The 14,703-nt window shown below is 66.8% G+C and carries 16 protein-coding genes; 10 read left to right on the forward strand and 6 right to left on the reverse strand.

What is annotated here, in order from left to right:
• Window positions 1-214: 214 nt before the first annotated feature.
• Window positions 215-1,144 carry a chemotaxis protein gene (locus HY57_RS18805; protein ID WP_019463584.1) on the reverse strand — a complete coding sequence of 310 codons (930 nt, stop codon included), beginning with the start codon at window positions 1,142-1,144 and terminating at the stop codon, window positions 215-217.
• A 164-nt stretch (window positions 1,145-1,308) separates the two neighbouring features.
• Here HY57_RS18805 and HY57_RS18810 point away from each other — a divergent pair, with 164 nt between their 5' ends.
• From HY57_RS18810 to HY57_RS18830, 5 genes are all read left to right on the forward strand, one after another.
• Complete coding sequence (locus tag HY57_RS18810) at window positions 1,309-2,616, forward strand: methyl-accepting chemotaxis protein (RefSeq protein WP_019463583.1); 1,308 nt, start codon at window positions 1,309-1,311, stop codon at window positions 2,614-2,616.
• Window positions 2,613-3,305 (forward strand): flagellar basal body P-ring formation chaperone FlgA, encoded by a 693-nt coding sequence (gene flgA / locus HY57_RS18815; protein ID WP_019463582.1) that lies wholly within the window; start codon window positions 2,613-2,615, stop codon window positions 3,303-3,305. Before HY57_RS18810 ends, flgA begins: the two co-directional genes overlap by 4 nt.
• An 86-nt stretch (window positions 3,306-3,391) precedes the next feature.
• A complete protein-coding gene (flgM, locus tag HY57_RS18820) occupies window positions 3,392-3,715 on the forward strand; it encodes a flagellar biosynthesis anti-sigma factor FlgM (protein ID WP_019463581.1) in 324 nt (107 codons plus the stop codon).
• Window positions 3,712-4,158 (forward strand): flagella synthesis protein FlgN, encoded by a 447-nt coding sequence (locus HY57_RS18825; protein ID WP_019463580.1) that lies wholly within the window; start codon window positions 3,712-3,714, stop codon window positions 4,156-4,158. Before flgM ends, HY57_RS18825 begins: the two co-directional genes overlap by 4 nt.
• A 94-nt stretch (window positions 4,159-4,252) precedes the next feature.
• Window positions 4,253-5,509, forward strand: coding sequence for an EAL and HDOD domain-containing protein (locus HY57_RS18830; RefSeq protein WP_019463579.1), 1,257 nt, complete (start codon window positions 4,253-4,255; stop codon window positions 5,507-5,509).
• A 1,275-nt stretch (window positions 5,510-6,784) separates the two neighbouring features.
• On the opposite strand, the gene HY57_RS18835 is transcribed toward HY57_RS18830, so the two are convergent.
• Genes HY57_RS18835 through pdxH form a run of 3 tightly spaced genes read right to left on the reverse strand, consistent with a single transcriptional unit; the run spans window position 6,785 to window position 8,671 of the window.
• Window positions 6,785-7,609 (reverse strand): cobalamin-binding protein, encoded by an 825-nt coding sequence (locus tag HY57_RS18835; RefSeq protein WP_019463634.1) that lies wholly within the window; start codon window positions 7,607-7,609, stop codon window positions 6,785-6,787.
• Between the two features lie 4 nt (window positions 7,610-7,613).
• Window positions 7,614-8,051: a secondary thiamine-phosphate synthase enzyme YjbQ gene (locus tag HY57_RS18840; RefSeq protein ID WP_019463635.1), complete on the reverse strand. Its 438-nt coding sequence runs from the start codon at window positions 8,049-8,051 to the stop codon at window positions 7,614-7,616.
• Between the two features lie 32 nt (window positions 8,052-8,083).
• Window positions 8,084-8,671 (reverse strand): pyridoxamine 5'-phosphate oxidase, encoded by a 588-nt coding sequence (pdxH, locus tag HY57_RS18845; protein ID WP_026033654.1) that lies wholly within the window; start codon window positions 8,669-8,671, stop codon window positions 8,084-8,086.
• Window positions 8,672-8,712: 41 nt separating this feature from the next.
• Here pdxH and HY57_RS18850 point away from each other — a divergent pair, with 41 nt between their 5' ends.
• A complete protein-coding gene (locus tag HY57_RS18850) occupies window positions 8,713-9,543 on the forward strand; it encodes a kinase (RefSeq protein WP_026033655.1) in 831 nt (276 codons plus the stop codon).
• Between the two features lie 239 nt (window positions 9,544-9,782).
• Here the strand turns inward: HY57_RS18850 and HY57_RS18855 are convergent, their stop codons facing one another.
• Window positions 9,783-10,127 carry a YbjQ family protein gene (locus HY57_RS18855; protein ID WP_019463638.1) on the reverse strand — a complete coding sequence of 115 codons (345 nt, stop codon included), beginning with the start codon at window positions 10,125-10,127 and terminating at the stop codon, window positions 9,783-9,785.
• A 79-nt stretch (window positions 10,128-10,206) separates the two neighbouring features.
• Window positions 10,207-11,040 carry an NAD-dependent epimerase/dehydratase family protein gene (locus HY57_RS18860; protein WP_019463639.1) on the reverse strand — a complete coding sequence of 278 codons (834 nt, stop codon included), beginning with the start codon at window positions 11,038-11,040 and terminating at the stop codon, window positions 10,207-10,209.
• Between the two features lie 58 nt (window positions 11,041-11,098).
• Between HY57_RS18860 and HY57_RS18865 the strand changes: the two genes are divergently transcribed.
• The 4 genes from HY57_RS18865 to hemE all read left to right on the forward strand — a co-directional run bounded on the left by HY57_RS18865 (window position 11,099) and on the right by hemE (window position 14,290).
• Window positions 11,099-11,638 carry a shikimate kinase gene (locus HY57_RS18865; RefSeq protein WP_019463640.1) on the forward strand — a complete coding sequence of 180 codons (540 nt, stop codon included), beginning with the start codon at window positions 11,099-11,101 and terminating at the stop codon, window positions 11,636-11,638.
• Window positions 11,635-12,726 carry a 3-dehydroquinate synthase gene (aroB, locus tag HY57_RS18870; RefSeq protein WP_019463641.1) on the forward strand — a complete coding sequence of 364 codons (1,092 nt, stop codon included), beginning with the start codon at window positions 11,635-11,637 and terminating at the stop codon, window positions 12,724-12,726. The genes HY57_RS18865 and aroB overlap by 4 nt, the downstream gene beginning before the upstream one ends.
• 234 nt (window positions 12,727-12,960) lie before the next feature.
• Window positions 12,961-13,221 carry a WGR domain-containing protein gene (locus HY57_RS18875; RefSeq protein ID WP_019463642.1) on the forward strand — a complete coding sequence of 87 codons (261 nt, stop codon included), beginning with the start codon at window positions 12,961-12,963 and terminating at the stop codon, window positions 13,219-13,221.
• Between the two features lies 1 nt (window position 13,222).
• A complete protein-coding gene (gene hemE, locus HY57_RS18880) occupies window positions 13,223-14,290 on the forward strand; it encodes a uroporphyrinogen decarboxylase (RefSeq protein ID WP_019463643.1) in 1,068 nt (355 codons plus the stop codon).
• The last annotated feature ends 413 nt before the right edge of the window (window positions 14,291-14,703 follow it).

The raw sequence follows: 14,703 nt of genomic DNA on the forward strand, positions 1-14,703 counted from the left end.
CCTACCGAAACGGGATGCCCAGCCATGCGGCTGTTGAAAAGCGCCCCCGGCCCTTGCCCCCTTTTCGGGGTGCGCCGGGATGACGACTGAAGAACGAAGCGGTGAGGCTAGGTTGCCCCCAAACCCTCTTCTCGCTGCTTAATACTGCTTAATACTGCAGCCATCCAACACCCCTCCCCGCGTCCCCCAATGGCGAGGAAGAAAAGCGCAGCGCTCAAAACTCCGCCAACCCCTCCGGCATCAAATCCAGCACCGCCTGCGCCAACACATCCGGCTGGAACTTCGCCACGAAGCGATCCGCATTCACCTCCCGCACCATCGCCTCATTGAAAATGCCGCTGATCGAGCTATGCAGCACCACTTTCAGCGAGCGCAGCGCCGGCGTCTCGCGGATCGCCCGCGTCAGCGCATAACCATCCATGCGCGGCATCTCGATGTCAGACACCACCAGCGTCACCCGTTCCTCGCCCGGCGACGCCGCGATCGCCTCCAGACGCTCCAGCGCTTCGCGACCGTCCGTCGCGATCACGCACTCCATATCCATCTGGCGGAACAGGTTCACCAGCTGGTTGCGGGCGACCAGGGAGTCGTCCACCACCATCACGCGCCGGGGCTGCAGGTCATGGACGCGGGCGATGCGCTGCATCGGCGCCGACAGTTCCGTGGTGGTCGCGTTGAGTGAGGCCAGCACGTGTTCCACGTCCACCACCGCCACCAGCGCACCGTCCACACGCGTTACCGCGTTCACGCGGCCACCAAAGCCCAGTGCCGGGGCCGGGGCGGCCAGCGATTCGCCGGCACAATGCACCAGGCGCTGCGGTTCGGCCACGAGGAAGCCCTGCACGCTGCGGCTGAACTCGGTGACCATCAGGTGGGCGGAGGCCACCTCGCGCAGCGAGGCGTAACCCAGCGCCACGGCCAGGTCGATGACGGGGATGGTGGTGCCGCGGTAGTCGCAGCTGCCGGCGATCAGCGGGTGGGCGTCCGGCATGCGTTCCATGGGTGGGCGGCGCATGACCTCCCTTACCTTGAAGACATTGATGCCGAACAACTGGTCATCGCCCATCCGGAACAACAGCATGGCCACGCGGTTGTGCCCCGCCAGCTTGGTCTGCTGCTCCACCTTGTCCATCCACGCCGTCATGCGCTTTCCTCGCCGCGGCCCAGCCGCCGTTTCTCCACGCGTATCGGCCGGGGTGCCGCCGGCTTGAGGGGGACGAACCGGGCGTGGCACGTCGCTTGCTTCTCAAGTTCCGACCTCAGCCGCCGATGCCGGTGGCGACCCTTATAGGAAGGAATGATCCACCCATGAGTCTGATCTGGAGCCAGCATCTCGCCGACCTCGCCCGCGCTGCCGCGGCGGGTGACCAGGCGCAGGTCGCCCAACTGTCGGCACGCCATCCGCGCGCAGCGCAGGCGCTGGCGCCGTTGCTGGCGGCCGTGTTCACCACGCGCCCGCCGGCGGCCGTTGCCATGCAGACGATGGAGCAGCTGGGCCTGGTGCTCGGCGCCTCGCAGCAACTGGTGCGGGAGCAGGCCTCCATGCACCAGTCGGCGCAGGAAAGCCGCGACGACGTCGGCCGCTTGACGGACGGCAGTGCCGGAATCTCGACATCGCTGCAGCAGATCGCCACCGGCCTGGACTACGCGCGTCAGACTGGCGAAAGCAGCGAGCGCAGCGTGAGCGAGCTGGACGGCCAGCTACGCCTGTTGCGCACCGCCCTGTCCGCCATGAACCGCAACCAGAGCAAGCTGGCCGAACAGGTGGCACAGATCCGCAAGCTCACCGGCGTGGTGCAGGAGATCGCCCACCAGACCAACCTGGTTGCGCTCAACGCTGCCATCGAAGCGGCTCGTGCCGGCGAGGCCGGTCGCGGCTTTGCCGTAGTGGCGGACGAGGTGAAGCAACTGGCCGAGAAGACCAGCCAGGCCACCGACGAGATCGAAGCGGTCACCGGTTCCATCGGCGAGTTCTCGCAGCAGCTCGATGGTGACGTGCAGCAGGGCCTGTCCCGCCTCGACCGCGCGCAGGGCGGCCTCGGCCAGACCGAAGCCTCGCTGCGCGACAGCGGTGAAGCGCTGCGCCAGATCGGCGAGCGCGTCGGCACCATGCACAAGAATCAGGATGCCCAGCACGCCCGCGCCGTGGCGGCGCAGGCCGCGCTGGGCGTGTGGCATCGCCGCTCCGCCGAAGCCACGCGTCAGTCCGAGGCACTGAGCCGCGGCGCCCTGCTCGGCCATCGCCTTGCGCTGGACTGGCTGGAAACCGAGAGCGGCCAGGACCCGGCCAGCCTGAGCCTGACCGTGCGCGAAGCCGCGCAAGGCCTGCGCCAGGCGATGGAACTGGCCCTGCAGGAACCGGCCGCGCTCGATCGTCGCTGGTTCGACACGCAGGCGCTGGCCCGCACGCTGGATCGACTGACCGCCAACCGCGACGCCAACCCGGCCGCCAGCGCGCTGACCGCCTCCGGCACGCGCCTGCGCGAACAGGGCAGCAACTTCGCCACCCTGCTGTGCGACGGCCAGCTCGACCAGGCCGGCCAGTTGCTGCAGCAGTTGGAAAGCGAGCGCGAAACCCTGCTCAGCCAGCTCAACGCGCTGCTGGCCGACCTGTGATCCGGCGCGTACTGGCCTCCCTGCTGCTCGCCACCCTGGTGCTACCCGCCCACGCCGTGGAACCGGCCCAGGCGGCGCGCGCGGCCGCCGAACAGTGGCTGCGCGGCCAGTACGCAACCCCGGGCAACCGGGTGGTGGCACAGGCGGCGGAACTGGATACACGTACCCTGCAGCTCGCCCCCTGTCTCGCACCGCTCAATGCCGGCCTGCAGACCGGCGCCCGCATCATGCCGCGCATGACCGTGCTGGTGCGCTGCCCCGGCCCGGACGGCTGGACCCTGCATGTACCCGTACAGCTTCAGGTTTTTCGCGAAGTGCTGGTATTAGTACGCCCCCTGCAGCGTGGCGATGGCGTACGTCCGGACGACGTGCGCCGCGAGGAACGCGACATTGCCAAGCTGGGCTATGGCTACGTCAGCGACATGGCGGACCTGGAAGGCCGTACCCTGTCGCGCGCCCTGGGCATGGGCAGCGTGGTCACCCCGGCCGCCCTGGGCGGGCGCAGCGCCGTGAAAGCCGGCGATCAGGTACAGCTGGTATCCCGCCTCAACGGCATCGAGGTGCGCGCGAGCGGTGTCGCCCTGGGCAGCGGGGACAGCGGTTCGCGCCTGAGGGTGCGCAACGGCAGTTCCGGCAAGGTGATCGACGCCATGGTGATGGCGCCAGGCGAGGTGCTGGCGCTTCCGTGACCCGCGTCGCGCTCGACCCATTAAAGTTTGCGGCCAGCCGGCCGATCCTGTCAGCAACAGGGCCAGATATCCAAGAGAACGGACCCATGAACACCACCATATCCAACAACGGCTTGCCCAAGCTTCCCCAGCCCCCCACGGGCCAGGGCAGCAGCGCCACGCAGGGCCCCTCCAGCACGACGTCGAGCGACGCCGCCGCCGGCAGCACGGGTGCAAATGACCGCGTGCAGCTGACCGACTCCGCCCGCGCACTGCAGGAAGCAGCCCGCACCAACAGCGGTGCCACCATGGACACGAAGAAAGTCGAGCAGATCCGCCAGGCGCTGGCCAACGGCACGTACAAGGTCGACGCCGGCCGCATCGCCGATCGCATGATGGCGCTCGAAAACCAGATGAACGGCAAGTCATGAAACCTTCCCTGCAAGCCGAACTGGACCATGCCCTGACGGCCGCGGTCGAGGAGATGCGGCTGGCAGTGGGTGACTTGATGGACACGCTCAACACCGAGCGCAACGCCCTGGAATCGGCTGACGTCAACGCGCTTAATCAGGCGGGTTCCAGCAAGCACGAACTGATGCTGCGACTGGAACAGCTCGACAGCGAACGCGTACAGCTCAGCCAGGGAGCACCGGAGGCCAGTCGCGAGCTGGCCCCGAAGTGGCAGGAAATTCTGCAATCGCTGCGCGCCTGCGAGCAGCTCAACCAGCGCAACGGCACCCTCGTGGGTATCCGTCTGCAGCAGGTGCGCAAGGCGCTGGCGGTGCTGACCGGCAACGAAGCCGAAGCAAGCGTGTACGGCCGCGCGGGAGATCTGCGCATGAGCCTGCGCTCGCAGACGCTGGCCGAGGCATAAGCAACAAGACGCAGCTGCGGCATCGCTTCACCTGCATGTGTTTGTCGGCGGCAGTTGCCGTCCCACCCAACCCTCGTCAACACGTCGATCGATCATGAGCGAAGCCGCGGCCATCTCCCCCGCCCAAGACGCCTCCGCCGCCAGCGAACAAGCGCTGCCGGTCATCCGTCTGCCCATGCTGGACAGCAAGCGCGAACTCTTCGCGTACGAGATCGTGTTCCAGGACCATGCGGAGGACGAAGCCGCGCTGATGCGCCGCGCGCTCGCCACCATCACCGACGGCGCCCTCGCCCGCCTCGTGCGCGGTAACCGCACCTTCCTCCGGCTCACGCACGACCTCCTGATGGAGGAGACCGACGTGCTGCAGCACCAGCCGCGTTTCGGCGTGCTGCTGAAGCCCGAGGCTGCGGCCGATCCCGCCCTGGTGGAACGCCTATCCCGCATGGCGCAGCGCGGCTGCCCGTTGATGCTCGATGCCGGTGACACCACACTCGAATTCAATCCCGCCGTCGAGCCGCTGCTGAAGATCGTGCAGTTCGTGCGACTAGACGCCAGCAAGCTCGACCCCGCGACCCTGCGTTCGCGCAGCGAATACCTGCATGCCCGCGGCACCCACGTGGTCGCCGGCCACGTGGACGACCACGACACCTACCATCGCTGCGAATCGCTGCCGCTGCAGGCGATCCAGGGCCAGTTCCTGCTCAAGCCCGAACCGGTCGCCGTGCCCGTGCTGGCCGCCAGCCGCCTGAGTCTGCTGCGCCTGATGAAGGCCCTGCAGGAAGGCAATCCCGGCCCGGTGGAGCTGGGCCAGATCGTGCGCGACGACGCCATCCTCAGCTACAAGCTGCTGGGCTGCGTGAACTCCGCCTATTTCGCGCTGCCGCGCCAGCTCAAGTCGGTGCAGCAGGCGGCCATCTTCTTCGGTGCCGCGCGCCTGCGTAACTGGATCTACACCATGGCGCTGAGCGGCACCGGCGATCGCCCGCCGGAATTGCTGCGCGCCGCGCTGATCCGCGCGCATATGGCCGAAAAACTTGCGCAGGGTATGCCCGGTGAGCAACGCGAAATGGCGTTCACTGCCGGTCTGTTCTCATTGCTTGATGCGATGATGGAAGCACCGATGGATTTCGTGCTGTGGCATTTGCCGCTGGCACGTGAGATCAGCAGTGCGTTGCTGGAGAACAAGGGTCCGTTCGCGCCGCTGCTGGATCAGATCCGCGCTTGGGAGGCGGGCAACTTGCGCGGTGGCGAAGTGCAACCACAGGTGATTCGTCGCATGGCGGCGATTTATCTTGAGGCGACGCAGTGGGCGGATCACGTTTACGCGTTTGCGGATCAGCGGCCGAATTGAGTTTTCGCTCTGGCTCCGTTGGTGGGCGAGGCGTTGATTCAGTGCTTCGTCTGCTGAATTGATCTGTGTCCTCGGCGCTTGGTCGGTGGGTGGTTGGGCGCGGGTGGTTTGGGACGTGTCCTCCCCCCCTTTGAGGCACGGGGTAGTCACCATGGATGGCTGCGGTTTTAAGGAGTAAGGAGAGGGTTGGGGTGAGGAGTGGGTGCTCGCCTCACCGCTTCATTCTTTAGCCGTCACCCCTGCGGAGGCAGGGGTCCAGTTTCTGTAGTGGTCGGTCGTCGCCTCGGGCTCTCCCGCGACCGGGCCGCTTACGCAGCGGGCGTTTCGATCGTCTGCCGACGCTCGAGTCACTTTTCTTTGCTGGCCCAAAGAAAAGTAACCCAAAGAAATGGCCTTCAGAGCTGGCAGCATTGCGCGGGGATAAGCCCGAACGCTCGAGGAACGTTGGTGCTTGGCGACCTTCGCCGCTACACAGCGGGTACCTCAGAGCGCTTCGCAACGCGCCGCAGCGCAGAGGGCTTAAGGCGGAGCGTCGTGCCGCTGCGCGGCGCCTCCTTCCGTGCCCTTAGGTCGTTCACGTTGAACATCACTTATCGCTCGTCCTCTCTCCCTAGAGAGGACTGGGCTGAACCCTGAGGCAGCCTTGTAGGAGCGCACCCTGTGCGCGACAGCCTGACGGAGCGATGATCACCAAACGTTGCGGTCGCGCACAGGGTGCGCTCCTACAAGGACGGTCCCGCCACGTCGAACACACCGTCATTCGACACGCCGCGAGGTGCCGCGCAGCGGCACGAGCCGTGCGCTCTGCGCTTTGGCTTTTGACCTTTGGGTCCCTGTGCGGCGGTGAGGGGTGGACGATCAGGCCCGAAGGGGGATCGGCAGGGACGCCGATCCCTTTTCGACAGGGCAGGACGCCCTGTCGAAAAGCCCGGCCGCCCCTCACGGACTGGCCGGCTTTACCGGCCAGCGCCAAGCGGGGCGCCCTTCTCTTTGGTTACTTTCTCTTGGGCAAGCAAGAGAAAGTAACCCGGCCTCCGGCAGGAGGGCGGAAGCCCGCCGCAGGCGAGCCAGGTCGCCATATCGCGACAACCGAGCCCAAAGTCACTGGATCCCAGCCTTCGCTGGGATGACGGTGTCTGTGAAACGGTGAGGCGAGATTGCCCCTCCCCCGCTCCTCAAAGCCCGCAACCATCCATGGTGGCTCCCGCGCTCCCCAGCAGGAAGAGCGAGAAAAAGCTCGCAGCCCCACACCACATCAGCAACGCGACAAAAAAATCAGCCCCGCTGCCCCCTATCCCAGGCAGCAAAAATCCCATGCATCGCCTCCAACCCATCAAACAACGCCGCCGGCCCCGGCTGCAAAATGATCGGCGACTTGATCTCGTAAAGCTCCCCGTCCCGCACGGCAGGAATCGCATCCCACCCCTCGCGCGCCGCCACCCGCTCCGGCCGAAACCGCTTTCCGCACCATGAGCCAAGAATGATGTCCGGCGCGGCATCCACCACCTCGCCCGCGTCGGCAAGAATGCGGTGCTTGGCGAGTGACTCCCCTGACATCCGTGGAAACACGTCTTCACCGCCAGCGATGCGGATCAGCTCCGCCACCCACTGGATGCCCGTGATCAGGGGTTCGTCCCACTCCTCGAAATACACCTTGGGCCGCCGCTTGAACTGCGCAGCCGCCGCTTCGATGCGCGCGATCTGTTGCTCGGCTTTCTGTGCATAGGCTTCCGCCTTCTCCGCCGCACCCACCATCGCGCCCAGTCGTCGGATGTAAGCGAGGATGCCATCCACGCTGCGGTGATTGCTGATCCACACTTCCACGCCCGCCTTGATCAACTCGCGCGCGATATCCGCCTGGATGTCGGAAAAGCCGATCACGAAATCCGGCTGCAGCTTGAGGATCTCGTCGATCTTCGCGCTGGTGAACGCCGACACCTTCGGCTTTTCCTTGCGTGCCCGCGGCGGGCGCACGGTGAAGCCGGAGATGCCGACGATGCGGTGCTCCTCGCCGAGTGCATACAGCACTTCGGTGGGTTCTTCGGTAAGGCAGACGATGCGCTGCGGGTAGTGGTCGGCGTTGTTGCGAATATCAGTCACGCGTTCAATGTCCCAACACGGTCACCGTGATCTTGCGCTGGTGCGGATCGAGCCGGTGTTCCCATAGATAGATGCCCTGCCACGTGCCCAGCTGCACCTTGCCCGAATGCACCGGCACCACCAGGCTCACGCCGGTGAGGATGGCGCGCACGTGGGCCGGCATGTCGTCCGGGCCTTCTTCGTCGTGGCGGAAAATAGTGTCGCCATCGGGCACGGCGCGCGCGAACCAGCGCTCCAGGTCGTCGCGCACGGTCGGGTCGGCGTTCTCGCTGATCAGCAACGAGCAACTGGTGTGCAGGCTGAAGATGTTGACCATGCCGGTGTGCACGCCGCTGGCGGCCACGACCTCACCCACCTTGTCGGTGATCTCGGTGAAACCGCGGCCGCGCGTGTGCACGACAAAGCCATTCTGGGCGACGTGATCGGCGGGCGTGGCTCGCATGCGAAGGGCCTCCGAATGGCTAGGGGATCGACTCAGGGGTAAAGCAGGCGGCTCGTCCAGGTCTGGCCATGACGGCTCCAGCGCACGCGTTCGTGCAACCGGTATTCGGCGCCGTACCAGAACTCCACCATGTCAGGTTCCACCACGTAGCCGCCCCAGTGCGGCGGGCGAGGTACGTCGCGGCCTTCGAATTCGTGTTCGTAGCGGGCGTAGCGCTGCTCGAACGTCTCGCGGTCGGGCAAGGTCTGCGATTGCAGCGACGCCCAGGCCCCCAGCTGGCTGGCGCGCGGACGCGAGGCGAAGTACGCATCGGACTCTTCGGGCAGCAACTTGCGCGCCAGACCTTCCACGCGCACCTGCACCGCGTCGCGCAACTGCTTCCAGTGGAAGCACAGCGCCACTTGCGGGTGTGCCTCGACCTGGCTGCCCTTGTCGCTTTCGTAGTTTGTATAGAAACGGAAGCCGCGCTCGTCGGCGCCCTTGAGCAGCACGATGCGTGAGCTCACGCGGCCGGCGGCATCGACGGTGGCCAGGCTCATCGCGGTCGGCTCGGGCTCTCCCGCCTGGCCGGCCTCGTCAAGCAGTTGCACAAATGTGTCAAGTATTTCTCGTTTCAGCATGGGGGTCTTGAATCGTGGCCGGAGCGCGCCATCATGGCGAAATGTCTCCAGATGCTAGCACGCAGAATTCGACCCTGGCCGGGCATTTGCTCGACCAGTATGCCGGCCGCATCGCCCGCGCCCGGCGCCCCTACCTGCTGGGCCTATCCGGCCTGCAGGGCAGCGGCAAGAGCACCCTGGCGCGGGAGATGAAGACCCAGGCCGAGGCCCGTGGCTGGCCAACCGAAGTGCTGTCGCTGGACGACTTCTATTATTCGCGAAGCGAACGTGAAGTCCTTGCTCACCAGATCCATCCCCTGCTGCGCACCCGCGGCGTGCCGGGCACGCACGAAATCGAGCTGCTCATGTCGGTGCTGGCCGCGTTGCCGCAGGCGTCTGACAAGTTGCCGGTGGAACACCCCCGCTTCGACAAGGGGCGCGACACGCGCTTGGCGCCATCGAAGTGGTCCAAGGTGACCCGGCCACCCCGGCTGGTGATTCTGGAAGGCTGGGCGCTGGGCCTGCGCCCGCAGTTGCTGGCCGCGCTGGAGGAACCGGTGAACGCGCTGGAGCGCGACGAAGATCCGGAAGGCACCTGGCGCCACTGGGTCAACAAGCAGCTGCGCAGCTACCAGCCGCTGTGGCGCAAGCTGGACGCCCTGATCGTGCTGCAGGCGCCGAACTGGGGCATCGTGCGCCAGTGGCGCAGCGAGCAGGAAGAAGAACTGCTGGCCCGCCACGCACCGCTGGCCATGGACGCCGAGGCCATGGTGCGCTTCCTTGCCCACTACGAACGCCTGAGCCGCCATGCGCTCGCCACCCTGCCCGCGTTGGCCGACACCACGGTGGAGTACGACGATGAGCGTCATGTCATCGCCGTCAACCACAGTTGACGCTTAGAACCTGTTTAAGGCCTCGCCCTGGACATCAATCGTCCTCACCGTCATTCCGGCGCAGGCCGGAAGCGCTTTTCAACAGCCGAATGGCTGGTCATCCAGTGGCGACTAAGCGAGGTGGTCGCGATAGTCGGCCATATTCTGGATATTGCCTTGCGAAAACCGGATGTAACCGCTACTGGATTCCGGCCTGCGCCGGAATGACGAGTGGCAAGAATGTAGGCTGTGACGGGCTCCTAGGTCGTGGGCTCCACCTGCACTGCCGTGCCGTAGGCCAGCACTTCGGTCACGCCTTCGGCGACGTCGTTCGCGTCGTAGCGCATTCCAATGACAGCATTGGCCCCACGCTCCGCCGCATGCCGAAGCATCAGCTCAAAAGCTTCCTCGCGCGCCTTCTCGCATAGCTCCGTGTAGATGGTGATGTTGCCGCCCACCAGCGTCTGCAAGGCCGCGCCCAGGTTGCCCACCACGCTGCGCGAACGCACGGTGATGCCGCGCACGATGCCCATGGGGCGCACGATGCGGTGACCCGGCAACTCATTGCCGGTGGTGACCATGTGAAGCGAAATGGCGTTGGGCATGGAACCGTCTCCCGGGTTGCGTGGAGTTGAAAGGAACGCCGCTGCGCGCCGCTTGCCTGCAACATGCGCGGAAGGTGACTCAGTCGCCTTCCAGCAGCGCGGCGTAACCGTCGCGTGCATCCGGCCACTGCGGCACGAAACCACTGGCGCGCAGCCGCGCGTTGCTCAACCGCTTGCTTCCCACGCCCGGCGGCGCCGCGCCATCACCCGGTGTCGGTGCGTCCACGCGTCGCGCAAGCTCATCGTAGAGCACGTCGAGCGGCAGCGGTGTGTTGTCGACGCCGAGATAAAGTGGCAAGGGATCGCGCAGGAACAGCAGGTGCACGATGGCCGCGGCCGCGTCGTCCACGTGGATACGGTTCGCCCAGTGCGGCGGATCACGCGGCACACGCGCCACGCCCGCGCGCAGTCTTTCGATCAGTTGCAGCCGGCCGGGACCATAGAGTCCCGCCAGCCGCAGCGCGACCGATGGTGCGTGCTCATGCGCGTAGCGCTCGGCATCCAGCAGCACGCGGCCATTGAAGCCGGGCGGATCGGCCGGTGTGTCCTCGTCGACCCATGCATCGCCGTGCTCGCCATAGACGGCGCTGGAGGAAACGAACACCAGCCGTTGCAAACTCGCACGATCGAGTGCGTCCAGCAGATGCCGCAAGCCATCGACGAACACGGCGCGATACAGCGCCTCGTCCCGCGCATCGGGCGTAGGCAGGTAGACGACGTGACTGATGCCGTCCGGCAAATTGCGCAGCGATTCGGGCTTGGTCAGGTCGCCGCGGATGCCGTGGATACCGTCTTGCCCCGGCGCGGCCACGCCGCGTCGCAGCGCCCATACCTCGTCGCCGCGCGCCCGCAACCGCTGCGCCACGCGCAGTCCGACGTCGCCCGCGCCGGCGATGAGTACCCGCACGCTCATGGCAGGTCTCCCGCCAGACGGCCCAACCGCGCGCTTTCGCGCCTGTTAGCATTCACCCATGAATCCATCGTGCAACCTGTTTATCGTCGGCCCCACCGGCGCCGGCAAGACGACCATCGGCCGTCGCCTGGCGGATCATTATGGGCTGAGCTTCGTCGATCTCGACCAGGAGATCGAGCGGGCCTGTGGCGTGCCGGTCAGCGCCGTGTTCGAGATCGAGGGCGAAACCGGCTTCCGCCAGCGTGAAAGCACCCTGCTGGCCGAGTACAGCGCACGCCGCGGCGTGGTGATGGCCACCGGCGCTGGCGCGGTGCTCGACCCCGCCAACCGCCGCTTGCTCAGCGAGCGCGGCTACGTGCTGTGGCTGCAGGCCACGCTGGAACAACAGTTGGAGCGCCTGGCGCAGGATCGCCAGCGCCCGCTGCTGGCCGGCGTGGACCGCGCCGAACGACTCGCCGCCATGGCGCAGCAACGCACGCCGCTCTACGAGGAAGTCGCGGACTTGGCGATTCCCGGCGAGCACGAAACCGTCCACGCCGCCAGCGAACGCAGCATTCTCCTGATCGACCAACATTGGCAACGGCAGCACGCAGCATGACATCCACGCCCCGCACCATCGACGTCGCCCTGGGCGATCGCAGCTATCCCGTCTGGATCGGGCCCGGCCTGCTCAACGACCACGCCCGTTGGCGCGCCGCGCTGCGCGGCCGGCATGCACTGGTGATCAGCAACACCACGGTCGCGCCGCTCTACCTGGACCGCGTCGCGGAAGGGCTGGACGGCCTGACTTGGTCGTCGTTCCTGATCGACGACGGCGAGGCGCACAAGACCTTCGCAAACGTCGGCCTTGCATTGGACGCGCTGGCGCAACTGGGCGCCACGCGCGATGCCTGCGTGGTCGCACTGGGCGGCGGCGTGGTGGGCGACCTCGCCGGCTTCAGCGCGGCCTGCTGGATGCGCGGCATCGATTTCATCCAGATGCCGACCACGCTGCTATCGATGGTGGATTCCTCGGTGGGCGGCAAGACCGGTGTGAACCTGCCCGCCGGCAAGAACCTCGTGGGCGCCTTCCACCAGCCGCGCGCGGTGATCGCCGATACCGACACCCTCGCCACCCTGCCCGAGCGCGAGTACCGCGCCGGCCTCGCCGAGGTGGTGAAAGGCGCCGCCATTGGCGATCCCGCGTTCTTCGCGTGGCTGGAAGCGCATGCGGCCGCACTGAATGCACGCCAGACCGGCCCGCTGATCGAGGCCATCGCCCGCAAAGTGCAATACAAGGCCGGCGTGGTGGCGCGCGACGAAACCGAACAGGGCGAGCGCGCCCTGCTCAACCTGGGGCATACGTTCGGCCATGCGCTGGAAACGGCGGGCAAGTACAAGGTGTTGTTGCACGGCGAGGGCGTGGCGGTAGGCATGTTGCTCGCTGCCCAGTTGTCGGAGCGCCTGGGCATGAGCGAAGCGGCCGATACGGCACGCCTGCATCGGCTGCTCGATGCGGTGGGTTTGCCAACGGCGATTCCGGCGGGCATGGATCCGGCGCAATTGCTGGCGCTGATGCGGCTGGACAAGAAGAACCTCGCGGGGACGCTGCGGTTGATCCTGTGGCGGGGTATTGGCCGCGCGGAGATTGTTGGCGGGGTGGATGAGGCGCAGGTGATGGCGGTGTTGGAGGCGGCGGTTCGCTGACGATGCCTGCTTCGTAGGCGTCGCGCACAGGGTGCGCTCCCACCCAAAAGCACCAGAACGCCCACGTGTGGGAGCGCACCCTGTGCGCGACAGCTGCGCCACGTCGTTGCCGCTCCATCGGATATTGGCGACGCGCCGAGACCAGCGACGCATCGCCGCACTCGCCCCTCAGGCCCCAAGCCTTCTAGAATGCGGGTTCTGCGGCCCACTGCCCTCCTCTTCGAAACGGACTCCATGCGCCTTTACCTGCAAGCCGTGACCGCGACCACCGAAGCGCCGCGCTACGTCCAGATCGTGCTGGAGCAGGATCTGCTGGGCGGCTGGACGCTGTATCGCGAATCCGGCGTGCAGGGCGGCAAGGCCACACTCAAGCGCGAGCAGTTCCTGGAGCGCGACGACGCGCTCGCCGCGTTCGAAAAGGCACGCGATGCGCAGATCAAGCGCGGCTTCCGCGTGATGTTCAGCCAGGGCCAGGACGGCCCCTACGGATCCTGAAATGACTGAAGCGTTGAAGAACGACCGCTTCCTGCGCGCGCTGCGCCGGGAGCCCACGGATACCACGCCCGTATGGGTCATGCGCCAGGCCGGCCGCTACCTGCCGGAATACCGTGCCACCCGCGCCCGCGCCGGCAGCTTCATGGCCTTGGCGCAAAGTCCGGAGCTGGCCTGCGAGGTCACGCTGCAGCCGCTGGAACGCTTTGAGCTGGACGCGGCCATCCTGTTCTCCGACATCCTCACCATTCCCGACGCCATGGGCCTGGGCCTGAGCTTTGCCCATGGCGAAGGCCCGCAGTTCGCGCATCCGGTGCGGACGAAGGCCGACATCGAGAAGCTGGCCGTGCCGGACATGGACGGCGAGCTGCGCTACGTGATGGACGCGGTGCGCCTGATCCGCCAGGAGCTGCACGGCCGCGTGCCGCTGATCGGTTTCTCTGGCAGCCCGTGGACGCTGGCCTGCTACATGGTGGAAGGCCAGGGCTCACGCGACTTCGCCCGCCTCAAGGCCATGTGCTGGAGCGAGCCCACCCTTGCCCACCGCTTGCTCGACACCCTGGCCCAGGCGGTCGCCGCCTACCTGATCGCCCAGGCCGAGGCCGGCGCGCAGGCGCTGATGGTGTTCGACACCTGGGGCGGCTTGCTCGGCCCCGCGCCGTTTCGCGAGTTTTCGCTGCGCCACATGGCCCAGGTGGTCGAGGCACTGAAAGCCCACCCGGCCAGCCGCGAGCTGCCGGTGATCCTGTTCTCCAAGGGCGCCGGCCGGCACCTTTCCGCCATGGCCGACACGGGCTGCGCCGCGCTGGGCGTGGACTGGACCATCGATCTCGCTGACGCCCGCCAGGCCGTGGCCGGCCGTGTGGCGCTGCAGGGCAACCTGGACCCGGCCATCCTGCTGGCCGACCCGGACGTGATCCGCCGCGAGGTACGCCGCGTGCTGGACAGCTACGGCGACCACCCCGGCCACGTGTTCAACCTGGGGCATGGCATTACGCCGGAAGTGAATCCCGAGCATGTGAAGGTGCTGGTGGATGAGGTTCACGCGTACGGGCGGCAGTTGCGCGGCTAAGCCGCGACGGCTCCCCCAGGAGCGATGTGCAGCGAAGCTGTACGAGCCTTCGCCTTCGAGCTTTTGACCTTCGGGCCCCCTTGAGCGGCGGTGAGGGGCGGACGATCAGGCCCCGCAGGGGTGCCGGGCAGAACGCCCGGCACTTTTCGTCGGGGCAGGAGCCCCGTCGAAAAGCCCGGCCGACCCTCACGGACTGGCCGGCGTAGCCGGACAGCGCCGCGATGGGGGTGCCCTTCTCTTTGGTTACTTTCTCTTGGGCAAGCAAGAGAAAGTGACCCGGCCTCCGGCAGGAGGTCGGAACGCCCGCTGCGTAAGCGGCCAGATCGCGGGATCGCACGAGGCGATAGCCGATCACAGCTGAAACTGGATCCCGGCCTGCGCCGGGATGACGGCTAAAGAATGAAACACCGGGG

Source organism: Dyella japonica A8 (assembly GCF_000725385.1).
Taxonomy (GTDB): Bacteria; Pseudomonadota; Gammaproteobacteria; order Xanthomonadales; family Rhodanobacteraceae; genus Dyella; species Dyella japonica_C.

Excerpts from the sequence above, each read along its gene's own strand:
- HY57_RS18805 (WP_019463584.1), bottom strand. The coding sequence starts at position 1,144 with ATGACGGCGTGGATGGACAAGGTGGAGCAGCAGACCAAGCTGGCGGGG.
- HY57_RS18810 (WP_019463583.1), top strand. The coding sequence starts at position 1,309 with ATGAGTCTGATCTGGAGCCAGCATCTCGCCGACCTCGCCCGCGCTGCC.
- flgM (WP_019463581.1), top strand. The coding sequence starts at position 3,392 with ATGAACACCACCATATCCAACAACGGCTTGCCCAAGCTTCCCCAGCCC.
- HY57_RS18825 (WP_019463580.1), top strand. The coding sequence starts at position 3,712 with ATGAAACCTTCCCTGCAAGCCGAACTGGACCATGCCCTGACGGCCGCG.
- HY57_RS18830 (WP_019463579.1), top strand. The coding sequence starts at position 4,253 with ATGAGCGAAGCCGCGGCCATCTCCCCCGCCCAAGACGCCTCCGCCGCC.
- HY57_RS18840 (WP_019463635.1), bottom strand. The coding sequence starts at position 8,051 with ATGCGAGCCACGCCCGCCGATCACGTCGCCCAGAATGGCTTTGTCGTG.
- pdxH (WP_026033654.1), bottom strand. The coding sequence starts at position 8,671 with ATGCTGAAACGAGAAATACTTGACACATTTGTGCAACTGCTTGACGAG.
- HY57_RS18850 (WP_026033655.1), top strand. The coding sequence starts at position 8,713 with ATGTCTCCAGATGCTAGCACGCAGAATTCGACCCTGGCCGGGCATTTG.
- HY57_RS18855 (WP_019463638.1), bottom strand. The coding sequence starts at position 10,127 with ATGCCCAACGCCATTTCGCTTCACATGGTCACCACCGGCAATGAGTTG.
- HY57_RS18860 (WP_019463639.1), bottom strand. The coding sequence starts at position 11,040 with ATGAGCGTGCGGGTACTCATCGCCGGCGCGGGCGACGTCGGACTGCGC.
- HY57_RS18865 (WP_019463640.1), top strand. The coding sequence starts at position 11,099 with ATGAATCCATCGTGCAACCTGTTTATCGTCGGCCCCACCGGCGCCGGC.
- aroB (WP_019463641.1), top strand. The coding sequence starts at position 11,635 with ATGACATCCACGCCCCGCACCATCGACGTCGCCCTGGGCGATCGCAGC.
- HY57_RS18875 (WP_019463642.1), top strand. The coding sequence starts at position 12,961 with ATGCGCCTTTACCTGCAAGCCGTGACCGCGACCACCGAAGCGCCGCGC.
- hemE (WP_019463643.1), top strand. The coding sequence starts at position 13,223 with ATGACTGAAGCGTTGAAGAACGACCGCTTCCTGCGCGCGCTGCGCCGG.